The organism is Variovorax nitratireducens, assembly GCF_051216545.1.
GTDB lineage: Bacteria > Pseudomonadota > Gammaproteobacteria > Burkholderiales > Burkholderiaceae_C > Variovorax.
The window spans coordinates 1-23,700 of sequence record NZ_JBPJZO010000011.1; the positions used below are offsets into that span (position 1 = coordinate 1).

Annotated in this window: 21 protein-coding genes; 12 read left to right on the forward strand and 9 right to left on the reverse strand. The window is 67.6% G+C overall.

The genetic code is table 11. The features are described 5' to 3' along the window. Nucleotides 1–430: 430 nt before the first annotated feature. From ACSFA8_RS21505 to ACSFA8_RS21525, 5 genes are all read right to left on the reverse strand, one after another. The gene (locus tag ACSFA8_RS21505; protein ID WP_435481513.1) at nucleotides 431–1,045 is read right to left on the reverse strand and encodes an HD domain-containing protein; all 615 of its coding nucleotides are present in this window, start codon (nucleotides 1,043–1,045) and stop codon (nucleotides 431–433) included. Nucleotides 1,046–1,059: 14 nt separating this feature from the next. Continuing rightward, on the reverse strand, nucleotides 1,060–2,139 hold the full coding sequence (gene mltB, locus ACSFA8_RS21510; RefSeq protein WP_435481514.1) for a lytic murein transglycosylase B: 1,080 nt from the start codon (nucleotides 2,137–2,139) through the stop codon (nucleotides 1,060–1,062). A 54-nt stretch (nucleotides 2,140–2,193) separates the two neighbouring features. Then, nucleotides 2,194–4,176, reverse strand: a complete 1,983-nt coding sequence (locus ACSFA8_RS21515; RefSeq protein ID WP_435481515.1) for a transglutaminase TgpA family protein — start codon at nucleotides 4,174–4,176, stop codon at nucleotides 2,194–2,196. Beyond that, a complete protein-coding gene (locus tag ACSFA8_RS21520) occupies nucleotides 4,170–5,138 on the reverse strand; it encodes a DUF58 domain-containing protein (RefSeq protein WP_435481516.1) in 969 nt (322 codons plus the stop codon). The genes ACSFA8_RS21515 and ACSFA8_RS21520 overlap by 7 nt, the downstream gene beginning before the upstream one ends. A gap of 118 nt (nucleotides 5,139–5,256) precedes the next feature. Continuing rightward, nucleotides 5,257–6,177: an AAA family ATPase gene (locus ACSFA8_RS21525; RefSeq protein WP_435481517.1), complete on the reverse strand. Its 921-nt coding sequence runs from the start codon at nucleotides 6,175–6,177 to the stop codon at nucleotides 5,257–5,259. 75 nt (nucleotides 6,178–6,252) lie between these two features. Here ACSFA8_RS21525 and ACSFA8_RS21530 point away from each other — a divergent pair, with 75 nt between their 5' ends. From ACSFA8_RS21530 to ACSFA8_RS21560, 7 genes are all read left to right on the forward strand, one after another. Continuing rightward, the gene (locus ACSFA8_RS21530) at nucleotides 6,253–7,206 is read left to right on the forward strand and encodes a histone deacetylase family protein (RefSeq protein WP_435481518.1); all 954 of its coding nucleotides are present in this window, start codon (nucleotides 6,253–6,255) and stop codon (nucleotides 7,204–7,206) included. After that, nucleotides 7,207–8,487, forward strand: a complete 1,281-nt coding sequence (locus ACSFA8_RS21535; RefSeq protein ID WP_435481519.1) for a mechanosensitive ion channel family protein — start codon at nucleotides 7,207–7,209, stop codon at nucleotides 8,485–8,487. It begins immediately after the preceding gene. A 109-nt stretch (nucleotides 8,488–8,596) separates the two neighbouring features. Then, nucleotides 8,597–9,346: an electron transfer flavoprotein subunit beta/FixA family protein gene (locus tag ACSFA8_RS21540; RefSeq protein ID WP_286545200.1), complete on the forward strand. Its 750-nt coding sequence runs from the start codon at nucleotides 8,597–8,599 to the stop codon at nucleotides 9,344–9,346. Nucleotides 9,347–9,357: 11 nt separating this feature from the next. Continuing rightward, complete coding sequence (locus ACSFA8_RS21545; protein WP_435481520.1) at nucleotides 9,358–10,293, forward strand: electron transfer flavoprotein subunit alpha/FixB family protein; 936 nt, start codon at nucleotides 9,358–9,360, stop codon at nucleotides 10,291–10,293. Nucleotides 10,294–10,375: 82 nt separating this feature from the next. Then, nucleotides 10,376–12,196 carry an acyl-CoA dehydrogenase gene (locus ACSFA8_RS21550; protein WP_435481521.1) on the forward strand — a complete coding sequence of 607 codons (1,821 nt, stop codon included), beginning with the start codon at nucleotides 10,376–10,378 and terminating at the stop codon, nucleotides 12,194–12,196. A gap of 95 nt (nucleotides 12,197–12,291) precedes the next feature. Then, nucleotides 12,292–13,254 (forward strand): NAD(P)H-dependent flavin oxidoreductase, encoded by a 963-nt coding sequence (locus ACSFA8_RS21555; protein WP_435481522.1) that lies wholly within the window; start codon nucleotides 12,292–12,294, stop codon nucleotides 13,252–13,254. Between the two features lie 51 nt (nucleotides 13,255–13,305). Beyond that, complete coding sequence (locus ACSFA8_RS21560) at nucleotides 13,306–14,415, forward strand: acyltransferase family protein (protein WP_435481678.1); 1,110 nt, start codon at nucleotides 13,306–13,308, stop codon at nucleotides 14,413–14,415. A gap of 11 nt (nucleotides 14,416–14,426) precedes the next feature. Here ACSFA8_RS21560 and ACSFA8_RS21565 read toward each other — a convergent pair whose 3' ends face one another. After that, on the reverse strand, nucleotides 14,427–15,557 hold the full coding sequence (locus ACSFA8_RS21565) for a glycosyltransferase family 4 protein (RefSeq protein WP_435481523.1): 1,131 nt from the start codon (nucleotides 15,555–15,557) through the stop codon (nucleotides 14,427–14,429). A 147-nt stretch (nucleotides 15,558–15,704) separates the two neighbouring features. Between ACSFA8_RS21565 and cydD the strand changes: the two genes are divergently transcribed. Genes cydD through cydX form a run of 5 tightly spaced genes read left to right on the forward strand, consistent with a single transcriptional unit; the run spans nucleotide 15,705 to nucleotide 22,061 of the window. Beyond that, nucleotides 15,705–17,402 (forward strand): thiol reductant ABC exporter subunit CydD, encoded by a 1,698-nt coding sequence (gene cydD, locus ACSFA8_RS21570; RefSeq protein WP_435481524.1) that lies wholly within the window; start codon nucleotides 15,705–15,707, stop codon nucleotides 17,400–17,402. Beyond that, nucleotides 17,399–19,108, forward strand: coding sequence for a thiol reductant ABC exporter subunit CydC (gene cydC / locus ACSFA8_RS21575; protein ID WP_435481525.1), 1,710 nt, complete (start codon nucleotides 17,399–17,401; stop codon nucleotides 19,106–19,108). The genes cydD and cydC overlap by 4 nt, the downstream gene beginning before the upstream one ends. Nucleotides 19,109–19,129: 21 nt before the next feature. Next, nucleotides 19,130–20,731: a cytochrome ubiquinol oxidase subunit I gene (locus ACSFA8_RS21580; RefSeq protein ID WP_435481526.1), complete on the forward strand. Its 1,602-nt coding sequence runs from the start codon at nucleotides 19,130–19,132 to the stop codon at nucleotides 20,729–20,731. 3 nt (nucleotides 20,732–20,734) lie between these two features. Further along, complete coding sequence (gene cydB / locus ACSFA8_RS21585; protein WP_435481527.1) at nucleotides 20,735–21,889, forward strand: cytochrome d ubiquinol oxidase subunit II; 1,155 nt, start codon at nucleotides 20,735–20,737, stop codon at nucleotides 21,887–21,889. Nucleotides 21,890–21,911: 22 nt separating this feature from the next. After that, entirely contained in the window at nucleotides 21,912–22,061 is a 150-nt protein-coding gene (gene cydX, locus ACSFA8_RS21590; protein WP_435481528.1) for a cytochrome bd-I oxidase subunit CydX, read from the forward strand. Nucleotides 22,062–22,188: 127 nt separating this feature from the next. On the opposite strand, the gene ACSFA8_RS21595 is transcribed toward cydX, so the two are convergent. From ACSFA8_RS21595 to ACSFA8_RS21605, 3 genes are all read right to left on the reverse strand, one after another. Beyond that, on the reverse strand, nucleotides 22,189–22,773 hold the full coding sequence (locus tag ACSFA8_RS21595; RefSeq protein WP_435481529.1) for a GbsR/MarR family transcriptional regulator: 585 nt from the start codon (nucleotides 22,771–22,773) through the stop codon (nucleotides 22,189–22,191). Between the two features lie 71 nt (nucleotides 22,774–22,844). Then, entirely contained in the window at nucleotides 22,845–23,267 is a 423-nt protein-coding gene (locus ACSFA8_RS21600; protein ID WP_435481530.1) for a cupin domain-containing protein, read from the reverse strand. Nucleotides 23,268–23,355: 88 nt separating this feature from the next. Continuing rightward, nucleotides 23,356–23,661 (reverse strand): hypothetical protein, encoded by a 306-nt coding sequence (locus tag ACSFA8_RS21605; RefSeq protein WP_435481531.1) that lies wholly within the window; start codon nucleotides 23,659–23,661, stop codon nucleotides 23,356–23,358. Nucleotides 23,662–23,700: the final 39 nt, after the last annotated feature.

Genomic DNA, 23,700 nt, shown 5'->3' on the forward strand with positions numbered 1-23,700 from the left:
TGGCCATCGCCTACGGCGTCCTGAGGTCGGGCAAGCCCTTCGATGCGAACTACCGCAAGACGGCTTGCGCTTGACGGGCACCGCTTGACAGGCACAACGGTGTCTTTATTTCGCTGCGCAGCGTGCCCCACCGCCCTGATCCTGGAAGCGGCGTGAATGTTCGCGCTGAACATTCAGAGCGTGCCCTGGCCGATGGTGGTGGGTGGCCCATGCAGCGAAATAAAGGAGGAGGCCGCAGGCCGGGGGACATTCGCGGAAGGGGCCACCCGCCGCCGGCGGCCGACCCCCAAAACATCAAGCACCGAACATGGAACACCGAACACGAAGCACGAAGCACGAAGCACGAAGCACGAAGCACGAACCACGGGCGCGCAATGCTTCTACCGGCAAAAGCCAGGGCTCTTCGTCTTCGAGTGCGATCCCGTATGACTCAGCCGATCGCCGCGCGCAGGTTGACGCGGGCTTGGGCTTCGCACGCCGCGCGCAGACCCGGGGTCAGGTAGAGCGGATCGCGCGCCAGGAAGCGGCCCAGGATCTCGCGTCGGCGCGGCTCGAAAGTCGCGGGCGGCACATGCGCGTATTCGGCGCGGATCTGGCGTTCGTACTCGGCAAAACGCGGGGGCGGCGCACCGAGGATCGACAGGTCGATGTCGACCAGCAGCCGCGCATCGGCGTCTACCGGCCGGGCGTCGTGGCAGGTCGCCATCACCAGCGCATGCACCCGCTCCGCGACGGCGTCGGATGCACCTGCCCGCTGCAATGCAACGCGCGCCCAGTCGGCGCTGCGGGCCTCGTTGTCGTGGCCCTGCACGTCGTAGATCGCGTCGTGGAACCAGAGCGCGAGGGTGACCTCGCCTGGGCGCACCGCATGCGCTTGCTCGCGCTCGAAACCGGCAAGGCATTCGCCCAAGTGCTGCAGCGTGTGATAGCGGCGCTGCGGTTCGGCATAGCGCGCGAGCAACTCGTCCAGCAGCCCCGGTGGCGGATGCAGTTCCAGAGCCGCCCATGCGCCGCCCCAGCAAGCCTCGAAGTCAGAGGGCGTCATCGCCGACGATACGGCTATTGCGCCATGGCGGCCTTGACCTCGTGGCCGAGATCCAGCACCGACATGGCGTAGTAGCTGCTCCAGTTGTAGCGCGTGATGACGTAGAAGTTGCGCGTGCCGGCCACGTAGATCGGCGCGTCGGGGCCGTTCTGCAGCTCGATCAGCGCCAGCAGGCCGGGGTATTTGAGCGCCTCGCCCTCGAGCACGGCCCCGGCGGCGACAAAGCTGTCGGCGCTGAAGCTCGGCAGGATGTCGGGCGCCATCAGCACCGGCATGTTGAGCCGCGCAGTGTCGAAGCGCACCGGAAAGATCGAGGGCATGCCCGGCTGCCAGCCGAAACCCTTGAAGTAGTTGGCCACCGAGCCGATCACGTCGGCCGGGCTGTTCACCAGGTCGATCTTGCCGTCGCCGTCGAAATCGATCGCGTACTTGGCGATGCTGCTCGGCATGAACTGCGGCATGCCCATCGCGCCGGCATAACTGCCGAGCGGCACCATCGGGTCTTCGGCGGTGCGGCTCTCGGTGCTCAGAAAACTCTCGAGTTCGCCGCGAAAGAAGGCGCGCCGCTCGGCCGCGCGCGGGTGTTCCTGCGGGAAGTCGAACGAGAGCGTGGCCAGCGCGTCGATCACGCGGAAGCTGCCCATGTTGCGGCCGTAGATGGTCTCCACGCCGATGATGCCCACGACGATTTCGGCCGGCACGCCGAACTCGGCTTCGGCGCGGGCCAGCGTGTCGGCGTTGGCGCGCCAGAAGCGCACTCCGGCCGCGATGCGTACCGGGTCAATGAAGCGGCTGCGGTAGGCGTTCCAGTTTTTCGGCGATCCCTTCGGCCCCGGCAGCATGAGGCGCGGCACATTCGACAGCAGGTGAGCGCCCCCGATGGTGGCGCGCACCCAGTCGCGGTCGAGGTTGCGGCGCGACGCCACGTCATCGGCGAAGCGCATCGCGTCCTCGCGCGTCGCATATGGCGCGCCGCCACGCACCGCAGTCACCCGTTTTTCAGAAGCTTTCTGGGGTGCAGCCCCTGTGGGAGAGGCGCAGAAAGCCATCAAGGCGACGGCGGCAGGGAGGGCGTGGGAGAGAAGACGTCGCATGGGGGAGGATTGTGCCGGCCCGCCGGCAGGCTTCGGACGCCGTCACGGTTGGTTTCAATGCGGCCAGGCCAGTCGGCGGAATTCGGTGCGCAGCCGCGACAAGCCGGCGCCCGGCGCCTTGGCGTAGCGCTGCGCTTCCAGCCGCAGCAGCCAGTCGTGCACCGGCTGGCCGGCCGCACCGAAGCGCTCGTTGACGTGCTGTGCCATCCGGCGCGGCGGCGCAGCGTCGGGCAGGTCGAGCCCGGCCTGGCGCAGGCGCTTGCGGGCCTGGCCCAGCAGGCGCAGCCAGGGGTCGTGCTGGCTGCGCTCCCACAGCGTCCAGCCGGCGCCGCCAATGCTCACGACCACCAGCAGCCAGATCAGCACGGTCGCCAGATCCTGCAGGCTTGGCGCGTCGAAGCCGAGGTTTTTCAGCAGGTCGAGCTGGCGGCTTTGGGTATAGCTGAGCACCCACTGGTTCCAGCCGTTGTTCACGGCCTCCCACACCGCACGCATGTTCTGCGCGAGCGTCGGGCTCATGGTGCCGATCGCGCCCGCGAACAAGCCGGGTTGCGGCGCCAGCCGGTTGAACGCGCCGACGCGGCCCGGCGACACGGCACCGGTCGGGTCGACGCGCACCCAGCCCGTGCCTTCCTGCCAGATCTCGGCCCAGGCGTGCGCGTCGCTTTGGCGCAGCACCCAGAAACCGTCGACCGCATTGATCTCGCCGCCCTGGTAGCCGGTGACGATGCGCGCGGGAATGTCGAGCGCGCGCATCAGCACCACGAATGACGAGGCGATGTGCTCGCAGAACCCTTCCTTGCGGTCGAACCAGAACTCGTCGGCCGTGTCGTTGCCGTAGATGCCGGGGTCGAGCGTGTAGGTGTAGCCCCCGGTGCGCAGGCGCCGCAGCGCGGCCTGCACGAAGGCCGGCGCGTCGGCGCCGGGCAGCTCGCGGCGCATCTGCGCGGCAAGTGCGACGGTGCGGGGGTTGGAACCCGGCGGCAGGTTCATGTAGGTCTGCAGGCCGGGCGTTCGGCGCACCGGGCCGCTGCGGAACTGCGTATAGCTCTCGGCGCTGTAGCGCAGCAGGTCGTTGATGGGGCGGTTCACGAACCATTGCAGATCCGGCGCGCTGAAGGTTTCATAGCCCGGCACCTTTGGCGCGTCCTTCGCGGCATCGAGGGTGAGCAGCCAGGGCTTGTTGCTGGCTTCCAGCGTGACCTGGTAGCGCAGCGGGGCGCCTTCGACGCGCAGGTTGGCTGGCACCGATCCGCGTGCCCAAGGCTCCAGCGCACTCCACTCGCGGCCATCGAAGCGGGCCAGCACCGGCCCCCGGAAATACAGTTCGCGCTGCGGCGGCGGCGGGCCCTCGAACCGGATGCGGGCCGCAATGCTCTCGTCGAGCGCCAGCTGGGCGATGCTGCCGACCTTCATCGTGCCCGACAGTCCGCTGCGCCCGGCCATCGCGTCGCCCGGCGTGCCCCACAGCGGCGCGAGCCGCGGGAACAACATGAACAGCACCAGCATGATCGGCGCGCCCAGCAGCGCCATCCAGCCGGCCGTGCGTGCGGCCTGCAGCAGCGGCGGGCGGCCCACCGGCATGTGGGCGTTGACCAGTGCGGTCAGCAGGCCCAGCAGCGCCAGCAGCATCGCCAGCGCGGTCAGCAGCGACTGTGAATAGAAAAAGTTGGTGAGCATCGCGAAGAAGCCCAGGAAGAAGATCACGAACGCGTCGCGCCGCGCGCGCAGCTCCAGCGTCTTGAGCGCGAGGAGCACAACCACCATGGTCACGCCGGGATCGCGGCCGAGCAGGGTGCGGTGCGTCGCGAAGGTGGCGGCCAGCGTCACGGCCAGCAGGGCGACGCGCCACCATCGGCTTGGCAGCGGCTTGGCCTCCACCGCGAGGCTGCCGCGCCAGACCAGCACGATGGCGGTGAGGGCGCTGCACCAGAGGGGCAGGTTGCCGACCTGCGGCAGCACGATGAGTGCGATCACCACCAGCAGGAACAGCGTGTCCCTGGCGTCTCTCGGGAGCGAGGCGAGTTGCTTCAGCATGTCGCCAGCACCTCCAGGCAGCGCCTGCGATGCGCCTCGCCTTGCGCCGGTTTCACTTGCAGGGCACCGACACGCAAGCCGTAGTCCACGCCGAGCCGATCCGCCATCAGCACCCAGGCGCACAGGCGCGACAGCCGGGCTTCGAGTTCCGGCAAGGCCGCTGCCTGCGCATCGAGCCAGAGTTCGTGGCGCTGGGCCTGCTGCGTGTCGCGGCTCACCAGTTCGCTCGAGCCGGCCGCCTGTGCCCGCGCCGCTTTCTTCCAGACCACCAGCTTGAGCGGATCCCCGCGACGGTAAGCCCGCACGCCGTCATACTCGCCCGCGATCTGCGACGCGGCCATGGCGGAAGAGGCTTGTCCGGCCAGCGGCTCGCCCGGTGGCAGCGGCGGCGGATGCGGTTCCGGCGACGGGTACACCAGCACCCTGGCCGCGGGCCGCCAGACTGTCCACACGCGGAAGGTGCCGAGCGGAAAACGCGTCTCGGCGGTCAGCGTCGGCACGGCATGCAGGCCGCGGGTCGAGGGTTTGAAGGCGACTTCGACCGTTTCACGGCCCTCGGCCGGCACGTCGGCCCAGGCCCATTGCCCGCTGCCGCGCACGCTGAGGCCGATGCCGTAGCGCACGCCGCGCCGCGCGTTGTGCAGCACCACGCGAAAGACGGCTGCAGTGCCCGCGTACTGCGCATCGGGCGCTATCAGATGCATGGCGAGTCCGCGCAGCGTGCCATGGCACACGTGCATGCCGACGGCGACGCTGCCGGCCAGCAGGAAGGTCAGCAGGTAGCCCAGGTTGAGCTGGTAGTTGATGGAGGCGATCAGCAGCACCAGCAGCGTAGCGCCAAGCATCCAGCCGGCGCGCGTCGGCACGATGTAGACGTTGCGCTGCGTCAGCTCGATGGTGTCGGACGGCGGCCGGCGCGACAGGAACCAGCCGTCGACGCGTTTGCGTAAGGCCGCGATCATGAGCTTGGGTGCGCCGCGGAACACCGCGGAACCGGCTTTGCCGGGCCGCTGGTGTTGCCCCCTGCAAGGGGGTTGGCGAAGCGACACGCAGTGCGCGAAGACTGGGGGTGAGCCATTGCTAGGGCAACGGCACGGCTGCGATCATGGCGCGCACCTGCTCGACGGCGCCGCGGCCTGCATCGCCCACCGGCGTCATGCGGTGCGCCACGGTTTGCGGCAGCACCGCCTGCACATCGTCGGGCGCCACATAGTCGCGATTGGCCAGCAGCGCCTGCGCCTTGGCGGCGCGCAGCACCGCGATGCCGGCGCGCGGCGACAAGCCCTGCAGGAACCAGCGGCCATTGCGGGTGGCAGCCATCAGATCCTGCACATAGTTGAGCAGCGGGTCGGCCGCGTGCACCTGCTGCACGCGCTGCTGCAACGCGGTCAGTTCGCCGGCGGTCAGCAAGGCGGGCAGGGTGGCCAGCATCTCGCGCCGGTCGGCGCCGGCCAGCAGTTCGCGTTCGGCCGCGCGATCCGGGTAGCCGAGTGAAATGCGCATCAGGAAGCGGTCGAGCTGCGATTCGGGCAGGGCGAAGGTGCCGAGCTGGTCGTGCGGGTTCTGTGTGGCGATCACGAAGAACGGCGTGGGCAGCGGCCGTGTTTCGCCTTCCACCGTGACTTGCTTTTCTTCCATCGCTTCGAGCAGCGCGCTCTGGGTCTTCGGGCTGGCGCGGTTGATCTCGTCGGCCAGCAGCACCTGCGCAAAGATCGGCCCGGGGTGGAACACGAAGGCCTGCTGGGCACGGTCGTAGATGGCCACGCCCGAGAGGTCGCCCGGCATCAGGTCGGCGGTGAACTGCACCCGGGAGAACTGAAGCCCGAAAGTGTGCGAGAGCGCATGCGCGAGGGTGGTCTTGCCGACCCCCGGCACATCCTCGATCAGCAGGTGGCCGCCGGCCAGAAGACAGGCCACGCAGTCGCGGACCTGTGCCTCTTTGCCCACGATCACCGTGTTAAGCTGACCAAGCAAACTGGCGAGCTTCGCTGCGACGTCCATTTTTGTATCCATATGCAAACAATACCGTAAGGCCCACGGCCCTTGGCCGTATAAGGTCGGCGCGCGACAAGAGACATGGCCAAAACCGGGTATCTGACACACCGCGATTTCTGGAAGCATCACATGGGTGCAGGCCACCCGGAATGCCCGGAGCGGCTCGACGCGATCGAGGACAGGTTGCTGATGACGGGCGTAAGCGATGCGCTCGAGCGCATTGATGTGCCGCTCGCCACGCTGCAGCAGATCACGCTGGCGCACAGCGTCGAACACCTAGAGCACCTTGAAGAACTGAGCCAGCGGCTGGTGGCCGATGCACCGGCCGGCGGCCCCGATCACGCCCAGATCGACCCCGACACCACGCTCACCAGATTCACGCTGCTGGCTGCGCGCCGCGCCGCCGGCGCCGCCATCGCAGCCACCGACGCCGTGATCCGCGGCGAAGTCGAGAACGCGTTCTGCGCCGTGCGCCCGCCCGGCCACCATGCCTGCCGCGACAATGCGATGGGGTTCTGCTTTCTGAACAACATTGCGATCGCGGTGTGCCATGCGATCGAGGTTCATGGCCTGGAGCGCGTTGCCGTCGTCGACTTCGACGTGCACCACGGCAATGGCACCGAGAACATCCTCTCGAACGACCCGCGCGTGCTGATGGTCGGTTTTTTCCAGCATCCGTTCTACCCGTTCAGCGGCACCGAGCATCCTGCGTCCAACATGCTCAACCTGCCGGTGCCGGCCTACACCAAGGGCATGGACGTGCGCGAACTGGTCGAGATGATGTGGATCCCCAGGCTCGAGGAATTCCAGCCTCAGATGATCTTCGTCAGTGCCGGTTTCGACGCGCACCGCGACGACGACATGGGCCAGATGGGCCTCAACGAAAACGATTACGCCTGGATCACCGGCCGCATCCGCGATGTGGCGCGCGCCTATTCGGATGGCCGCATCGTCTCGTTGCTCGAAGGCGGCTACAACCTCGATGCGCTGGCCCGCAGCGTCGAAGCGCACGTGCGCGCGCTGGCCGATCTGTAGATGTTCATCAGCGACTTCAGCCAGCGCCTGGGCCAGGTCGAATTTCGCACGCTCTCGGTCGAGCTGGCGGCGCTGATTGCTTGCGTGGGGCTGGCCTGGGCCCTCTGCAGATGGTTCGGGCGCGACCAGCCCCGGGATTCGATCTGGTTCGGCCAACGCACCATCGACGGGCTGCTGTTTCCGCTGCTCGCGCTGCTGCTGACCGACCTGGCGCGGCGCGCGGTGCTCGGCTTTCAGCCGGTGCTGGTGCTGCGCATTGCGGTGCCGGTGTTCTTGTCGCTGGCAGCGATCCGGCTGTTCGCACGGGTGTTGCAGCGGGTGTTTCCGCAATCGGCGCTGGCCAAGCTGATCGAGCGCACCATTTCCTGGCTGGCCTGGATCGCCGCCGTGCTCTGGATCGTCGGGTTGCTGCCGCCGGTGCTGGCCGAGCTCGACCAGATCACGCTGGCGTTCGGCAAATCGCGCGTGAGCCTGCGCACCATTTTCGAGGGCATCTTCTCGGCCGGCGTGGTGCTGGTGATCGCGCTCTGGATCGCGTCGACCATCGAGAAGCGCATCCTGCGCGAAGCGGTCACCGATCTGTCGATGCGCAAGGTCGCGTCGAATGCGATCCGCGCCTTTCTGCTGCTGATCGGATTGCTGTTTGCGTTGTCGGCGGTGGGGGTCGACCTGACCGCGCTGTCGGTGCTCGGCGGCGCGCTCGGCGTGGGCCTGGGCTTCGGCCTGCAGAAGCTCGCGGCCAACTACGTGAGCGGATTCGTGATCCTGCTGGAGCGCTCGATCCGAATCGGCGACAACGTCAAGGTCGACGGATTCGAGGGCCGCGTCACCGACATCAAGACCCGCTACACGCTGGTGCGCGCCGGCAACGGGCGCGAGTCGATCGTGCCGAACGAGTCGCTGATCACGAGCCGGGTCGAAAACCTCTCGCTGGCCGATCGCAAGTTCAACATAACGACCGGCATCGTGGTTGGCTACGACAGCGACGTGGCCCAGGTGCAGGCCATCCTGACGGCGGCCGCGGTCGCGCAGCCGCGCGTGATGGCCGATCCGGCGCCCGCGACCTACCTCATGAACTTCGCGCCCGACGGGCTCGAGTTCAGCCTGCATTTCTGGGTGGCCGACCCCGACAAGGGCAAGGACAACCTGCGCTCGGCGATCAACATCGCGATCCTCGAGGGCCTGCGCAGTGCGGGCATCGACATTCCGTATCCCCAGCGCGTGGTGCGCGTCGAGTCTTTGCCGGCCAACGTTTGGCCACCGGCCGACACTCGCCTATAATCACGAAAAAGCACGATCGTTCTATTTTCTGTCTTGCAGAAGACCGGCGCCCTAGAATGATCGGTTGCCCTGCATCCCCCCGGTTTCCCAATCTAATGGAGTCATACCAATGAAGGTTCTGGTACCTGTCAAACGGGTCGTCGATTACAACGTCAAGGTTCGCGTGAAGTCGGATGGATCGGGCGTGGATATCGCCAACGTCAAGATGAGCATGAACCCCTTCGACGAGATCGCTGTCGAAGAAGCGGTTCGCCTCCGGGAGAAGGGCGTGGTTACCGAAGTGATCGCCGTCTCCTGCGGCGATGCGAAATGCCAGGAAACCCTGCGCACCGCGATGGCCATCGGCGCCGACCGCGGCATCCTGGTCGAGACCACCGAAGAACTGCAGCCGCTGGCCGTCGCCAAGCTGCTCAAGGCGCTGATCGACAAGGAGCAGCCCCAGCTCATCATCCTCGGCAAGCAGGCCATCGACGATGACGCCAACCAGACCGGCCAGATGCTGGCGGCGCTGGCCGACCTGCCGCAAGGTACCTTCGCTTCCAAGGTCGAAGTGTCCGGCGACAAGGTGCAGGTCACCCGCGAAGTCGACGGCGGCCTCGAGACCGTTTCGCTGAGCCTGCCGGCCGTCATCACGACCGACCTGCGCCTGAACGAGCCGCGCTACGTGACGCTGCCCAACATCATGAAGGCGAAGAAGAAGACGCTCGACGTCTTCAAGCCGGAAGACCTGGGCGTCGACGTCAAGCCGCGCCTGAAGACCCTCAAGGTCTCGGAACCCCCGAAGCGCGGCGCCGGCATCAAGGTGCCCGACGTCGCCACCCTGGTGGACAAGCTCAAGAACGAAGCCAAAGTGATCTGAGGAACAACGACATGACCGTACTTGTTATTGCCGAACACGACCACGCCACCGTCAAGCCGGCGACCCTCAATACCGTGACCGCGGCCATCGCCTGCCAGAGCGGCGACGTGCACGTGCTGGTGGCCGGCGCCAACGCCGCCGAAGCCGGCAAGTCCGCCGCCCAGATCGCCGGTGTCGCCAAGGTCATCGTGGCCGACAGCCCGAGCCTGGCCGAGAACCTGGCCGAGAACGTCGCCGCGCAAGTCCTGGCGATCGCCTCGAACTACAGCCACATCCTGTTCCCCTCGACCGCCAACGGCAAGAACGTCGCGCCGCGCGTGGCCGCCAAGCTTGACGTGGCGCAGATCAGCGACGTCACCAAGGTCGACAGCCCCGACACCTTCGAACGCCCGATCTATGCGGGCAACGCGATCGCCATCGTGCAGAGCAGCGATGCGATCAAGGTGATCACCGTGCGCACCACCGGCTTCGACGCCGCGGCCGCCACCGGCGGCTCGGCCGCGGTCGAAACCGCCGAAGGCGTGGCCGATTCGGGCAAGAGCAGCTTCGTGGGCCGCGAGGTCACGAAGAGCGAGCGCCCCGAGCTCACTGCCGCCAAGATCATCGTGTCGGGCGGCCGGGCGCTGGGTAGCGCCGAGAAGTTCCAGGAAGTGATGGCCCCGCTGGCCGACAAGCTCAACGCAGGCCTCGGCGCTTCGCGGGCCGCTGTCGACGCCGGCTACGCGCCGAACGACTGGCAAGTGGGCCAGACCGGCAAGATCGTCGCGCCGCAACTCTACATCGCCGCCGGCATCTCGGGCGCGATCCAGCATCTGGCCGGCATGAAGGATTCCAAGGTGATCGTCGCGATCAACAAGGACGAAGAAGCGCCGATCTTCTCGGTCGCCGACTACGGCCTCGTGGCCGATCTGTTTACGGCGGTGCCGGAACTGGTCAAGGCGCTCTGACCCGCCTTTGCCGAACGCGGGAGGGCATCGTTCGCGATGCCCTTTTCGCATCCGCTGCCCCTGCAGCGCCAGGAGACAAGACATGAGCTACACCGCCCCCATCAAGGACATGCTGTTCGACATCGAACACCTCGCGAACATCGCGCAGGTGGCGCAGATGCCGGGCCTCGAAGACGCGGGCCTCGAGACCGCGCAAGCCGTGCTCGAAGAGTGCGCCCGTTTCAACCAGGACGTGATCGCGCCGCTCAACGTGGCAGGCGATCGCAACCCCTCGTCGTTCAAGGATGGCGCGGTCACGACCACGCCGGGCTTCAAGGAAGCGTTTGCGCAGTACGCGGCCGGCGGCTGGCAGGGTCTGCAGCACCCGCTCGAGTTCGGCGGCCAGGGGCTGCCCAAGACCATCGGCGCAGCCTGCACCGAGATGCTCAATTCGGCCAACATGAGTTTCGCCCTGTGCCCGTTGCTGAGCGATGGGGCAACCGAAGCGCTGCTCACGGCCGGCTCCGACGATCTCAAGGCCACCTACCTCGAAAAACTCATCAGCGGGCAGTGGACCGGCACGATGAACCTGACCGAGCCACAGGCCGGCAGCGACCTGGCGATGGTGCGCAGCCGTGCCGAGCCGCAGCCCGATGGCACCTACAAGGTGTTCGGCACCAAGATCTTCATCACCTACGGTGAGCACGACATGGCCGAGAACATCGTGCACCTCGTGCTCGCGCGCGTGACCGGCGCGCCCGAAGGCGTGAAGGGCATCAGCCTGTTCGTGGTGCCGAAGTTCGTGGTCGGTGCGGACGGCGCGCCCGGCGCGCGCAACGACGTGCACTGCGTCAGCATCGAGCACAAGATGGGCATCAAGGCCTCGCCCACCGCGGTGCTGCAGTTCGGCGACGGCATAACGGCGAGCATTGCAGACAGCGCCGGTCCCGGCGCCGTGGGTTTGCTCGTGGGTCAGGAGAACCGTGGCCTCGAGTACATGTTCATCATGATGAACTCGGCCCGCTACGCGGTCGGCATGCAGGGCATTGCGGTGGCGGAGCGCGCCTACCAGCACGCCGTCGCCTATGCGAAAGACCGCGTGCAGAGCCGCCCGGTCGACGGCTCGATCAACGCCAGCGCGCCGATCATTCACCACCCCGACGTGAAGCGCATGCTCATGACGATGCGCGCCTACACCGAAGGCTGCCGCGCGATGGCGTCGGTGGCCGCGGCCGCCTACGACGCGGCGCACCACCATCCGGACGCCGATGCGCGCAAGCAAAACGCGGCCTTCTACGAATTCATGGTGCCGCTGGTCAAGGGCTACAGCACCGAGATGAGCCAGGAAGTGACTTCGCTCGGCGTGCAGGTGCACGGCGGCATGGGCTTCATTGAAGAGACCGGCGCGGCGCAGTACATGCGCGACGCCAGGATCCTCACGATCTACGAAGGCACGACCGCGATCCAGGCGAACGATCTGGTCGGCCGCAAGACCGCGCGCGACGGCGGCCAGACCGCGAAGGCCATCGCCGCGCAGATCGAGGCCACCGAAGCCGAACTGGCCAAGCGCGGCAGCGCCGCATCGGCCGCGGTGCACCAGCGCCTGAAGGCCGCGCGCGAGGCCTTCGTCGAGGTGGTGGACTTCGTTGCGGGGCGGACCAAGGCATCGCCCAACGCGGTGTTTGCGGGCAGCGTGCCCTACCTGATGCTGGCCGGCAACCTCGTGGCCGGCTGGCAACTCGCGCGCTCGCTGGTCATTGCCGAAGACCAGGCATCGCGGAACGTCGATGTCGCCTTCATGCAGGCCAAGGTCGCGACCGCGCGCTTCTATGCCGAGCACATCCTGAACAAGGCGCCGGGAATCCGCGACAGCATTGTCGGCGGCGCGGAGAGCGTCACCGCGCTGGCGCTCGAGGCGTTTTGATTGCGCTATTGATTTGATAGCGCCTGTCGCCCATAGGACGGGCACTACAGGCGCTTCTCTCTTATAAACCTGCATCCCGAGAATCCGGAGACAACATGTCCAGACTGCCCCCCGTGCTCGCCAACCTGCCGCTGCCCATCATCGGCTCGCCGCTGTTCATCATCAGCAACCCCAAGCTCGTGATTGCCCAATGCAAGGCCGGCGTGGTCGGCGCGATGCCGGCGCTCAACGCGCGGCCGGCGGCGCAGCTCGAGGAATGGCTGATCGAGATCACCGAAGAACTCGCGGCGTACAACAAGGCCAATCCCGACAAGCCGGCCGCACCGTTCGCCATCAACCAGATCGTGCACAAGAGCAACGACCGGCTCGAGCACGACATGGAAATGGTCGTGAAGTACAAGGTGCCGGTCGTCATCACCTCGCTCGGCGCGCGCACCGACGTGAACGACGCGGTGCACAGCTACGGCGGCGTCACGCTGCACGACATCATCAGCAACACCTTCGCGAAGAAGGCGATCGAGAAGGGCGCCGACGGCATCATCGCCGTGGCGGCCGGCGCCGGCGGCCATGCGGGCGTGAAGAGCCCGTTCGCGCTGATCCAGGAGATCCGCCAGTGGTTCGATGGCCCGATCGCGCTGTCGGGCTCGATCTCGACCGGCGATGCGGTGCTCGCGGCGCAGGCCATGGGCGCCGACTTCGCCTACATCGGCACCGCATTCATCGCGACTGAAGAAGCCCGCGCCAGCGACGGCTACAAGCAGGCGATCGTCGACGGCACCTCCGATGACATCGTCTATTCCAACCTCTTCACCGGCGTGCACGGCAACTACCTCGCACCGTCGATCGTCGCGGCCGGCATGGATCCGAAAAACCTGCCCGAAGGCGATCTGAAAACCATGGACTTCGGTGGCGGCGAGGGCAGCAAGGCGAAGGCCTGGAAAGACATCTGGGGTTCGGGGCAGGGCATCGGCGCCATCACCGAAGTGGCGAGCGCTGCCGCCTACATCGAGAAGCTCAGGCGCGAATACCTGGCCGCGCGCCAGCGGCTTTCCCTCTAACCGCAGGCCTGCACCGTGGCCACCTTGCCGCAGCAATCTGCGGCTGGTCGCATGCCGCTGCTCGATGCCGTCAAAGGGATCGCGTGCCTGCTGATCGTCGGGCATCACCTGGTTCGCTACGGGCCTCTGGCCGAGGGCGCGGCGCCGCTTGCGCCGGCGTTGTTCGGCTGGCTGGCCGAAGACGGCCGGCTTGCGGTTCAGGTGTTCCTGGTGATTGCCGGTTTCCTCGCGGCCGTGAGCCTGGCGCCGGCCGGCGTGCTGCGCGATGACCGCACGGCCACACACATGATCATGTTGCGCTACGGCCGGCTCGTGATGCCCTACCTGGCGGCGCTGACCGTCAGCGTGCTGGTCGCAGCCGCCGTGCGGCCCTGGCTCGACGACGCTGCGGTGCCGGACGCGCCGAGCCTTCCGCAGCTCATCGCGCACGGACTCTTGCTGCACGATCTGCTGGGGTACGAAGCGCTGTCGGCCGGCATCTGGTACGTGGCCATCGACTTCCAGCTGTTCGCGCTCGCGCTCGCGGTGTTCGGGCTGGCGGGCTGGATGCAGCGGCGTTGGTGCTTTCCTCCGGCGCGGGCCCGTTGGCTCGCAGTTGCGCTGGTGCTGGGGCTGGTCGCGATCTCGCTGGCGGTGTTCAACCGGTATCCGGCGCTGGACGCCACGGCGATCTATTTCTTCGGCGCTTACGGACTCGGCATGTTGAGCTTCTGGATCGGCCGCGCCACGCGCGCCAGCAGCTGGCGCATCGCGGTGGCACTGCTCGCTTTGCTCGGCGTTGCGGCCCTTGCGCTCGACTGGCGCAGCCGCATCGCGGTGGCGCTGGTCACGGCACTCGCGATCGTGCTGGCCGACCGCCGGCACTGGCTGGCGCCGGCCCGCTGGCCGGCGCCGGCGCTGCCGCTGTTGCAGGTGGGGCGCATTTCGTATGCACTGTTCCTGATCCACTTCCCGGTGATCCTGGCGGTCAATGCGGTCGTGGACTACTGGACGCCGCAGTCCGCCTGGGTCGATGCGCTGGGGTTGCTCGCGGCACTGGTGCTGTCGGTCGCGGCTGCGGCCGTGCTGCACCGTCAGGTCGAATCTCGCCCCCCGTCGTGGCGGCTCGTGTTGGGCCTGTTTGCCGGCCTGCTGGCCTGCGGCGCTATCGTGGCGAGTTAGATCGCAGCGAATTAGCGTGGGCGCATGGCGGCGCCGGCGTCGGTGCCGGCCAATGCCTGCGCATAGTGCTCGGTGAATCGCCGCGCCACCGAGTCCCAGTCGTGGCGCCGGGCCTTCAACTGCGCGGCCGCCGACATCGCCTGGCAGCGCTCCGCGCCCAGGCCGGCGACCTCCCGCAACACGGCCAGATCCCGTTCGCCAGCGTCGAAGTCGAGAAAGAAGCCCGTGGCGCCGCGGTCGACGAAGCCGTTGATCGGCGCGATGTCGCGGCAGAGCACGATCTTGCCGGCCGCCATGGCCTCGATGATGCCGATGCCGAAGCCTTCATATTCGCTGCCGGTGATGAACACGGTGCGCTGGCGCAGCTCCTGCAACAGGGCGGCATCGTCGATGTAGGGATGCATGCGGATCGATCCGCCCAGCCCGAGCGCGTCGATCTTCGCCTGCAGCCCGGGGCCCAGCTTGTCGAAGTCGGGCCCGGCGATGAGCAGGTCGATCGCGATGCCGCGATCCCGGGCCATCGCCACGGTGTCGATGACGGCGTCGATCCGCTTGTTGCGCGACCAGCGGCCCCAGTAGATCCAGCGGGTCGGATCGGGCGCAGCGGTGAGGATGCCGGCCTGGAATTTCGAACAGTTGACGCCGGGTTCGCACTTCTCGGTGTTGTCCGAAAAGCCGCGGAAGTACGCCAGATCGGAATCGCTGCCCGGCAGGACTTTGCGGTAGTGCGACAGCAGCCGGCGCAGCAGAAGGTGCTCGTGCAGCCACTTGAGGGCGCCATGCTGCCGTGTGTGGCGAAACCCGCCATGCGGGCTGACCAGCGCAGGAACGCGGCGGCACTGCAGCAGCACGTTGCCGGTGAGCATCATCAATTGCGGGTCGTGCACATGCAGCAGGTCGTAGCCGGCGGCCAGGCGGCCCAGGCCCCGCGCATACCCGACCAGGCGATTGCCGGCCACCGGCACCCGGTATACGCTGAGGCCGTCTTGCTCGCTCACGGAAAACGCCTCATGCTTTGCCGAGACGTGCGCAATGTCCATGCGGAAGCCGTGGCTTGCGGTTCGCATCGCCAGTTCCCGCACGAGCGACTCGATACCTCCGACTTCAGGAAAGTAGGTCGGCGTGATGGAAAGGATCTTCAACTTCTCTGCTCCGTCGGCTGGATCGCCGTGACGGCATAGCTTAGCGCCGGCGTCGCTCGCGTTGGGGCGGCGTGGCTCCTCAGGCGCGGCGGCACAGGTTAAAATTCCGAAAAGTTCAGTAATTACTGAAAATACACGAATTCAAAAATGAAGCACCCGCCTTCGCTTGCCGCGTCCCTGCGTTCGCTTGCCCGGCCGGAGGCCGGCAGCGTGGTGCAGGGCGCTGCGGCGCTGCTCTGGCTGCCGCAGGCCGCGCTGCTGGCGTGGGCGGTTCAAGGACTGGCATCGGGCGCCGGCTTCGCCGACGTGCTGATGCCGGCCGGCGGCATCCTCCTGCTCGGCCTGTTGCGGGCCGCCTGCGAGGCCTGGGGCGCGCGGCGCGTGTTCACGCGCGCCCGTGCCCATTTGTCGTCGGTGCGCGCCCAGGTTGTCGGCGCGCTGTCGGCAGGCTCGCCGCTGGATCGCGGCCGGGCGCCCTCTGGGCTGGCGGCGAGCGTGCTGGCGGAGCAGGCCGAGGCCATCGTGCCGTATCTGGTGCGCTACCAGCCGGCGCGCTGGCGCGTCATGGTGGTGCCTTGCGTGATCCTGGCGGTGGTGGCGAGCCTGTCGTGGCTGGCCGCGCTGGTGCTGCTGCTGGCGGCGCCCCTGATTCCCGTGTTCATGGTCATGGTCGGCCTGCGTGCGCAGGCGGCGAGCAAGGCGCAGATGGTCGAGATGGGCGGCATGAACGCCTTCCTGCTCGACCGCTTGCGCGGCCTCGCCACCTTGCGTGCGCTCGGCGCGGTCGACGCCACGGCCGACCGGCTGGGCGATGCGGCGCAGTCGCTGCGCCGGCGCACCATGGCCGTGTTGCGCATCGCGTTCCTTTCGTCAGCCGTGCTGGAGCTGTTCTCGGCGCTCGGCGTGGCGATGGTGGCGGTGTACATCGGCTTTCACCTGCTGGGCACGCTGCATTTCGGCGCCTGGGGCGACGCGCTCAGCCTGGGGCAGGGTCTTTTCATCCTGCTGCTGGCGCCGGCGTTCTTCGAGCCGCTGCGCGAGCTCGCTGCGGTGTGGCACGACCGCGCGGCCGGCGAGGCGGCATTGCAGGCCCTGGCACAGCTCGGGCACCCCGCGGTGCCGCTGCCCGGCGGGCACGCGGCCGTCGTGGGCACCGACGCCGACCTCGGCACGCGCCACCCGCGTTCGGCGCCGTCGGTCGCCGTGCGCGGCCTGCACTTCGCACACCCCGGCGAAGCACCTCTGTTCGAAGGCTATGAGCTTCGGATCGCGGCCGGCGAGCATGTCGCGCTGATGGGCGCCAGCGGCTCGGGCAAGACGGCGCTGCTGTCATTGCTGGCCGGGTTGATCCCCGCCGCGCGCGGCGAGATCGAGATCGGCGGCGTGCCGCTGACCGAACGCAGCGTCGCGGCGCTGCGCCAGCGCATCGGCTGGATGGGGCAACGGCCGCATGTGTTCAGCGGCCCGGTCGGGGCCAACGTCGCGCTCGGACGCGCCGGGGTCGACACGGCGCAGGTCGAGGCGGCGATGCACTTCGCCCAGTTGCAGGCCGTGGCACAGGCCGATCCGGGCGTGGCGCTGGGCGAGGGTGGCCATGGCCTGTCGGGCGGCGAGGCGGTGCGGCTGGCGCTGGCCCGCGTGGTCGTGCACCCCCAGGCCGACCTGCTGCTGGTCGACGAGCCCACCGCGCACCTCGACACCGAAACCGCCGAGCGCGTGGCCGATGCGTTGATGGTGCTGGCGCGCGGCAAGACGTTGATCGCAGCGACGCACGACCCGGTGCTCGCCGCGCGCATGGGGCGCGTGATCGAACTCGATGCACTGCCCCTGAAGGAGGCCGCATGAGCGAAGGCACTTCAATGACCGCGTGGCGTGAACTCCGGCCGGTGCTGCGCCCCTTCCTTGCCGCGCAGCCGCGCGCGCTGCTCTGGGGCGCCTTGCTCGCGGCGCTGACCGTGCTCATGGGCATGGCGCTGCTCGGCCTGTCGGGCTGGTTCATCACGGCGACCGCGCTGGCTGGCCTCAACCTCGCCACGGCCTTCATGTTCGACGTGTTCGCACCGTCTGCCGGGATCCGGTTGCTCGCGGTCGGCCGCACGCTGTCGCGCTATGCCGAGCGGCTGGTCACGCACGACGCGACCTTCGGCGTGCTGGCCGCGTTACGCGTGCGGCTGTTCCGCGGCTGGGCCCGTGCCGAAGCCGCCAGCGCGCTGCTGATGCAGCCAGCCAAACTGCTGTTTCGGCTGACCTCGGACATCGATGCGCTCGAGACGCTTTACCTGCGGCTCATCGTGCCCGCCGTCGCCGCGCTCGGCGCCGCATTGCTGGCCGGCGTGATCCTCGGCGTCATGCATGCGGGCATGGGCATCGGGCTCGCGCTGTGGCTCGTCGCCAGCGGCTGGGGCATGGCGCTGCTGGTGGCGCGGCGCGCGCGCCGGCCAGCCATCCTGCGCGCGCATGCGATCGAGGCCTTGCGTGCCCGCGCGGTCGACCTGGTCGCGGGCCAGACCGACCTGGTGATGGCCGGCCGCATCGACGCACAGCGCGAAGCGCTGGCGCGTGCCGACCTCCGTTTGGCAAGGGCCGACCTGGCGCTGAACCGGCTTGAGACCGCAGCCGGCCTCGGCTACGGCAGCGCCGGAACGCTGACCCTGGCCGCCGTGCTTTTGGGTGTCGGCGCGCTCGTGGAGCAGGGCGCCATCGGCGCGCCGGCCGCGGCGCTGGCATTGCTGGTCGCGCTCACCGCCGTCGAGCCCTTTGCAGCGCTTCGGCGCGGTGCGCTCGATGCCGGCCGCACCTGGCTTGCGGTGAAGCGGCTCGCGCCGCGCATGGCCGCTTCCGAAAACAGGGAGGCGCCATCGGTCAACGACGCAACGGCTTGCGCCCTGCAACTGACCGACGTCACTGCAGTGCATCCCGGCAGCGCCGCGCCAGTGCTGCAGCAGCTCTCGCTGCGCATGGCGGCCGGCGAGCGCGTGGCGCTGATCGGCCCGAGCGGCGCGGGCAAGTCGACACTGCTGGCCGTCATCACCGGCGAAATGGCGCCACGCAACGGCTCAGTGGTGCGGCAGGCCGCTTGCCTGCTGACGCAGCGCACCGAGCTCTTTCAGGACAGCCTGCGCGACAACCTGCGGCTGGCGGATCCGTCGGCCGACGATGCACGCCTGTGGGCCGTGCTGCAGGCGGCGGGCTTCGCCGACGAAGTGCGCGCCATGGCCCGGGGCCTCGACACTGCGCTGGGCGAGGGCGGGCTGGGCCTGTCGGGCGGGCAATCGCGCCGGCTTGCACTTGCCCGGCTCTTTCTGCGCGATACCCCCCTGTGGGTGATGGACGAGCCGACCGAGGCGCTCGACCCGGCGACAGCCAACGACGTGCTGGCGCGGCTGCGTGCGCGGGCGGCGGGCCGCAGCCTGCTGATCGCCACCCATCTGCGGCGCGAAGCCGAGGTGGCGGACAGGCTGGTCTGCATGCGCGAGGGGCGCATCGTGGCCGACCTGCAGCGCGGCAGCGACGCCTTCCGGGCCGCGCTGCTGGCGCTGCGACCCGATTGAACAAGGAAGAAAGGACTCTCCATGGATCTCGACATCGTTGCACTCTCGCGTTTGCAGTTCGCCGTCACGGCGCTGTACCACTTCCTGTTCGTGCCGCTCACGCTCGGGCTGTCGATCATCCTGGCCATCATGGAAACCGTCTACGTGATGACGGGCCGCGTGATCTGGCGCGACATGACCAAGTTCTGGGGCGTGCTGTTCGGCATCAACTTCGCGATGGGGGTGGCCACGGGCGTGGTGATGGAGTTCCAGTTCGGCATGAACTGGAGCTACTACAGCCACTATGTCGGCGACATCTTCGGTGCGCCGCTGGCCATCGAGGGGCTCATGGCCTTCTTCATGGAAGCGACCTTCGTCGGCCTGTTCTTCTTCGGCTGGGACAAGCTCTCCAAGGTCGGGCATCTGGTCACCACCTGGGCGGTGGCGATCGGCTCCAACTTCTCGGCGCTGTGGATCCTGATTGCCAACGGCTGGATGCAGAACCCGGTCGGCTCGGCCTTCAACCCGCAAACGATGCGCATGGAAGTGACCGACTTCTTCGCGGTGCTGACCAATCCGGTGGCCCAGGCCAAGTTCGTGCACACGGTGTCGGCCGGCTATGTGTGCGCCGCGGTGTTCGTGCTGGGCGTGTCGGCCTGGTACCTGCTCAAGGGCCGGCACATCGAACTGGCCAAGCGCTCGATGACGGTGGCGGCTTCGTTCGGCCTGGCGGCATCGCTCTCGGTGGTGGTGCTGGGCGATGAGAGCGGCTACCTTTCCACCGAGCACCAGAAGATGAAGCTCGCTGCGGTCGAGGGCATGTGGGAAACCAAGCCGGCGCCGGCCGCGTTCACCCTGTTCGGTTTCCCGGACCAGGCGGCGCGCGAGACACATTACGCGCTCCACATTCCCGTCGTGATGGGCCTGATCGGCACACGCTCGCTAGACACGGTGATTCCCGGCATCGACGAACTCGTGAAGCGCGCCGAAGTACGTATCCGCCTCGGGGTCAAGGCCTACGACGCGCTGCAGCAGATCCGCGCGGCCGGCAGCACGCAGACCGTTTCGCAGGGCGTGCGCGACAGCTTCGAGACCAACGGGCCCGACCTGGGCTATGCGCTGCTTCTCAAGCGCTATGTCGACGACCCGCGCCAGGCCACCGACGAGCAGATCGCCAAGGCTGCATGGGACACGGTGCCGCAGGTGGCGCCGTTGTTCTGGCTGTTTCGTGTGATGGTGGGCATCGGCATGCTGCTGATCCTGCTGACGGGCACCTTCTTCGTGCTGTCGGCGCGCCGCCGGCTCGACCGCCATCCCTGGCTCCTGAAGGCCGCGGTGTTCGCAATTCCGTTGCCGTGGATTGCGATCGAGGCCGGCTGGCTGGTGGCCGAATTCGGCCGGCAGCCCTGGGTCATCGAAGGGGTGCTGCCGACGGCGGTGGCGGTGTCGAACCTGGGCGTGAAGACGCTGCTGCTCACGCTCGGCGGCTTCATCGCGATCTACACCGTGCTGTTCGTCATCGAGATGAAGCTGCTGCTCAAGGCCATCCGCAAGGGGCCGGAGCAGGAGCACGCGCCGGATGTCGGCGCCCCGCACCCACGCACCGCAGCGGCGGCGCGCCTTCCCTTTCCCGCAGCGGAGTAAGCCATGATCCTGCACGAACTTCTGGGCTACGACACATTGCGCCTCATCTGGTGGGCGCTCATCGGCGTGCTGCTGGTGGGCTTTGCCATCACCGACGGCTTCGACCTCGGCAGCGGCATCCTGCTGCCTTTTGCGGCACGCACGGATATCGAGCGCCGTGTTGTGATCAACAGCGTCGGTCCGGTCTGGGAAGGCAACCAGGTGTGGCTGATCCTCGGTGGCGGCGCGATCTTTGCGGCCTGGCCGCAGCTGTATGCGGTTTCGTTCTCGGGCTTCTACCTCGCGATGTTCGTGATCCTCACGGCGCTCATCCTGCGGCCCGTGGCCTTCAAGTTCCGCAGCAAGCGCGAAGAGCCGGCCTGGCGTGCGCGCTGGGACTGGGTGCTGTTCTTCAGCGGCTTCGTGCCGGCGCTGATCTTCGGCGTGGCGATGGGCAATGTGCTGCAGGGCGTGCCGTTCCGCTTTTCGGGCGACATGCACATCTTCTATGACGGCACCTTCTTCGGCTTGCTGAACCCGTTCGCCTTGCTGTGCGGGCTGGTGTCGGTGGCGATGATGGTGATGCACGGCGCAGCCTGGCTGGTGCTCAAGACCGAGGGGCCGGTTGCGGCGCGCGCTCGCCTGTACGGCATGGTCGCCGCAGTGCTGACGGTCGTGCTCTATGCGTTGGCCGGCGCGATGCTGTGGTGGTTCATCAGCGGCTACCGCATCACCAGCGTGGTCGATGCGCACGGCCCGTCCAACCCGATGCTCAAGACGGCCGAACTGCACGCCGGCGCCTGGTTTCTCAACTACGCGGCGCACCCGTGGACGCTGGCGGCACCGGCGGCGGGTTTTGTCGGCGCGCTGGGTGCGCTGCTGGCCCTGGCACTGCGCCGCGGCGGGCTTGCGCTGCTGGCCGCCGCGCTCGGTATCGCCGGCATCATCCTGAGCGTGGGCGCCTCGATGTTCCCGTTCATCCTGCCCTCGTCGATCGACCCGCGCGCCAGCCTCACGGTGTGGGACTCGTCGTCGAGTCATCTCACGCTGTTCATCATGCTGGTGGTCACGGGCATCTTCATTCCCCTCATCGTGGCCTACACCACCTGGGTTTATCACGTGCTGTGGGGCAAGGTCGACGAAGCCGCCATCCGCGAAGAGAGCGGACACGCCTACTGATCAGCGCAACCAGGACAACAACATGTGGTACTTCTCTTGGCTCCTCGGCCTGCCGCTGGCAGCCGCTTTCGCCGTGCTCAACGCCATGTGGTACGAGCTCATGGACGACGACGCCATCCGCAGGGAGAAGCTCGAGCTTCCTGAATCGCCGGAGGGGCAGGAGCGGCTCTGAGGGCTTGACGAGCACGCCGATGGGGTGCCTTGCGCAGCGAAATAAAGGAGGAGGGCGAAGCCCGGGGGACATTCGCGGAGCAAGGTACCCCGTCGGCGTGATCGCGCCCTGAACGAAGCCCGGGAAGTCACCCGCCCGCAGGCTTTTTCTTCTTCGCGGAACCGCCCGTGATGCGGTCTTTGAGCGTCAGCACCTTCGTCACCGTCGCACCCATGCCCATGAGCTGCATCGCGGTTTCGGGCGCGAGCCGCTGCACGTCATCGAACCACTTCATCAGCCGGTCGATCAGGTCGTGCATTTCGCGCATGCGTTCCTGCGCATGACGCTCAGCCTCGCTGGTGGGTGACTCGAGCAGCGCATTGCGCAGCATCGACAGCGTCGGCTCGATCTCGCGACGGCGCCGCTCCTCGGCCAGCACGCGAAAAATCTCCCACACATCCGATGGCGCCTCGAAGTATTCGCGCCGGTCGCCCGGCAGGTGCCGCAGCCGCACCAGCCGCCAGGCCTGCAGTTCTTTGAGGCCCATGCTCACGTTGGAACGCGAGAACTCCAGCAACTCGGCGATCTCGTCGGCGTTGAGCGCACGCTCCGACAGGTAGATCAGCGCATAGATCTGCCCCACCGTGCGGTTGATGCCCCACTTGCTGCCCATCTCGCCGAAGTGGGCGACGAACTGGCGGTTGAGGGGAGGGAGAGCGGGTGCGGAGGCCATGCGGCCATTGTCGCTGGGCTTGCGGAGTTTTCAAGAAGTGCTGAAAACTCGCAATGCAGCGCGCACGCTGCTCACTCCCAGGGCGTAGGCGCGGGAATCTCGCAGACCGGCTCGACGTCGATGCTCTTGAAGTCGGCCGGGGAGACGATCTCCAGGTACTCCATGTCGGGCGAGTAGTCGAACAGGTAGTGGCGAATGCCGGGGCGCTGGTGCACCACGTCGCCGGCCTCGACCAGCGTGACCTGGTCTTCGTACATGAACTTGGCCCAGCCCTTGGTCATGATGACGATCTGGAAATTCGCCTCATGTCGGTGCCAGCCCGTGCCCTCTTCGGGGGGCATGTTCGCCTTGACGAGGTGCGCGATCACCTGGCCGTTGGTCGCTTCGGCCACGCCCAGGTCGCGGTAGAGAAAGAAATCGCGCAAACCGCCCGACACGAATTGCGTGTCGCCGGGTTTGACGTGGGAGAACTTGGTGGCGGTTCGATCCAGCATGGGGCGCTCCTTCGCGGGTGGGATGATGCTGCGTCGCAGCATGCATAAAGCATTCCCGATTGCGGAGCGCAGATGGCTTGACGCCGGGCTACGGCAGCAGGGCCGCGTCCTCCGCGTGCCGGTGTTCCCGGATGAGCTTCTCGCGCAACTGGCTCGCCACCGCTATCGCGTTGCGCTGCACCAGGCCGACCGCGAAAGTGCCGAGGGGCTGGCCTTCGATGCTGATCTGCACGCTGGCGAAATAGGCGCCCAGGGAATCGCTCGCATCGCCGAGACAGCGTTCGAGGGATTCGAGCGTGGTTTCTTCGACAAGCTGCGTCGGAGCACCGCCCGCGCTCAGGCTGTAGGCATAAAGCCGGGGGGCGATGCAACGAATCTGGAGATGGGGCTGCATGAAGACCTTTGCGCTGGCGGGCCGGAAATTCGACTGGGT

Bases quoted from the DNA above. Each gene is read 5' to 3' on its own strand.
- ACSFA8_RS21560 (WP_435481678.1), top strand. From the start codon at position 13,306: ATGCCGCTGCTCGATGCCGTCAAAGGGATCGCGTGCCTGCTGATCGTC.
- cydC (WP_435481525.1), top strand. From the start codon at position 17,399: ATGAGCGAAGGCACTTCAATGACCGCGTGGCGTGAACTCCGGCCGGTG.
- cydX (WP_435481528.1), top strand. From the start codon at position 21,912: ATGTGGTACTTCTCTTGGCTCCTCGGCCTGCCGCTGGCAGCCGCTTTC.
- ACSFA8_RS21520 (WP_435481516.1), bottom strand. From the start codon at position 5,138: ATGATCGCGGCCTTACGCAAACGCGTCGACGGCTGGTTCCTGTCGCGC.
- ACSFA8_RS21545 (WP_435481520.1), top strand. From the start codon at position 9,358: ATGACCGTACTTGTTATTGCCGAACACGACCACGCCACCGTCAAGCCG.
- ACSFA8_RS21580 (WP_435481526.1), top strand. From the start codon at position 19,130: ATGGATCTCGACATCGTTGCACTCTCGCGTTTGCAGTTCGCCGTCACG.
- ACSFA8_RS21605 (WP_435481531.1), bottom strand. From the start codon at position 23,661: ATGCAGCCCCATCTCCAGATTCGTTGCATCGCCCCCCGGCTTTATGCC.
- ACSFA8_RS21550 (WP_435481521.1), top strand. From the start codon at position 10,376: ATGAGCTACACCGCCCCCATCAAGGACATGCTGTTCGACATCGAACAC.
- ACSFA8_RS21505 (WP_435481513.1), bottom strand. From the start codon at position 1,045: ATGACGCCCTCTGACTTCGAGGCTTGCTGGGGCGGCGCATGGGCGGCT.
- ACSFA8_RS21555 (WP_435481522.1), top strand. From the start codon at position 12,292: ATGTCCAGACTGCCCCCCGTGCTCGCCAACCTGCCGCTGCCCATCATC.
- ACSFA8_RS21530 (WP_435481518.1), top strand. From the start codon at position 6,253: ATGGCCAAAACCGGGTATCTGACACACCGCGATTTCTGGAAGCATCAC.
- ACSFA8_RS21535 (WP_435481519.1), top strand. From the start codon at position 7,207: ATGTTCATCAGCGACTTCAGCCAGCGCCTGGGCCAGGTCGAATTTCGC.
- ACSFA8_RS21600 (WP_435481530.1), bottom strand. From the start codon at position 23,267: ATGCTGGATCGAACCGCCACCAAGTTCTCCCACGTCAAACCCGGCGAC.
- ACSFA8_RS21515 (WP_435481515.1), bottom strand. From the start codon at position 4,176: ATGCTGAAGCAACTCGCCTCGCTCCCGAGAGACGCCAGGGACACGCTG.
- cydB (WP_435481527.1), top strand. From the start codon at position 20,735: ATGATCCTGCACGAACTTCTGGGCTACGACACATTGCGCCTCATCTGG.
- cydD (WP_435481524.1), top strand. From the start codon at position 15,705: ATGAAGCACCCGCCTTCGCTTGCCGCGTCCCTGCGTTCGCTTGCCCGG.
- mltB (WP_435481514.1), bottom strand. From the start codon at position 2,139: ATGCGACGTCTTCTCTCCCACGCCCTCCCTGCCGCCGTCGCCTTGATG.
- ACSFA8_RS21595 (WP_435481529.1), bottom strand. From the start codon at position 22,773: ATGGCCTCCGCACCCGCTCTCCCTCCCCTCAACCGCCAGTTCGTCGCC.
- ACSFA8_RS21525 (WP_435481517.1), bottom strand. From the start codon at position 6,177: ATGGACGTCGCAGCGAAGCTCGCCAGTTTGCTTGGTCAGCTTAACACG.
- ACSFA8_RS21540 (WP_286545200.1), top strand. From the start codon at position 8,597: ATGAAGGTTCTGGTACCTGTCAAACGGGTCGTCGATTACAACGTCAAG.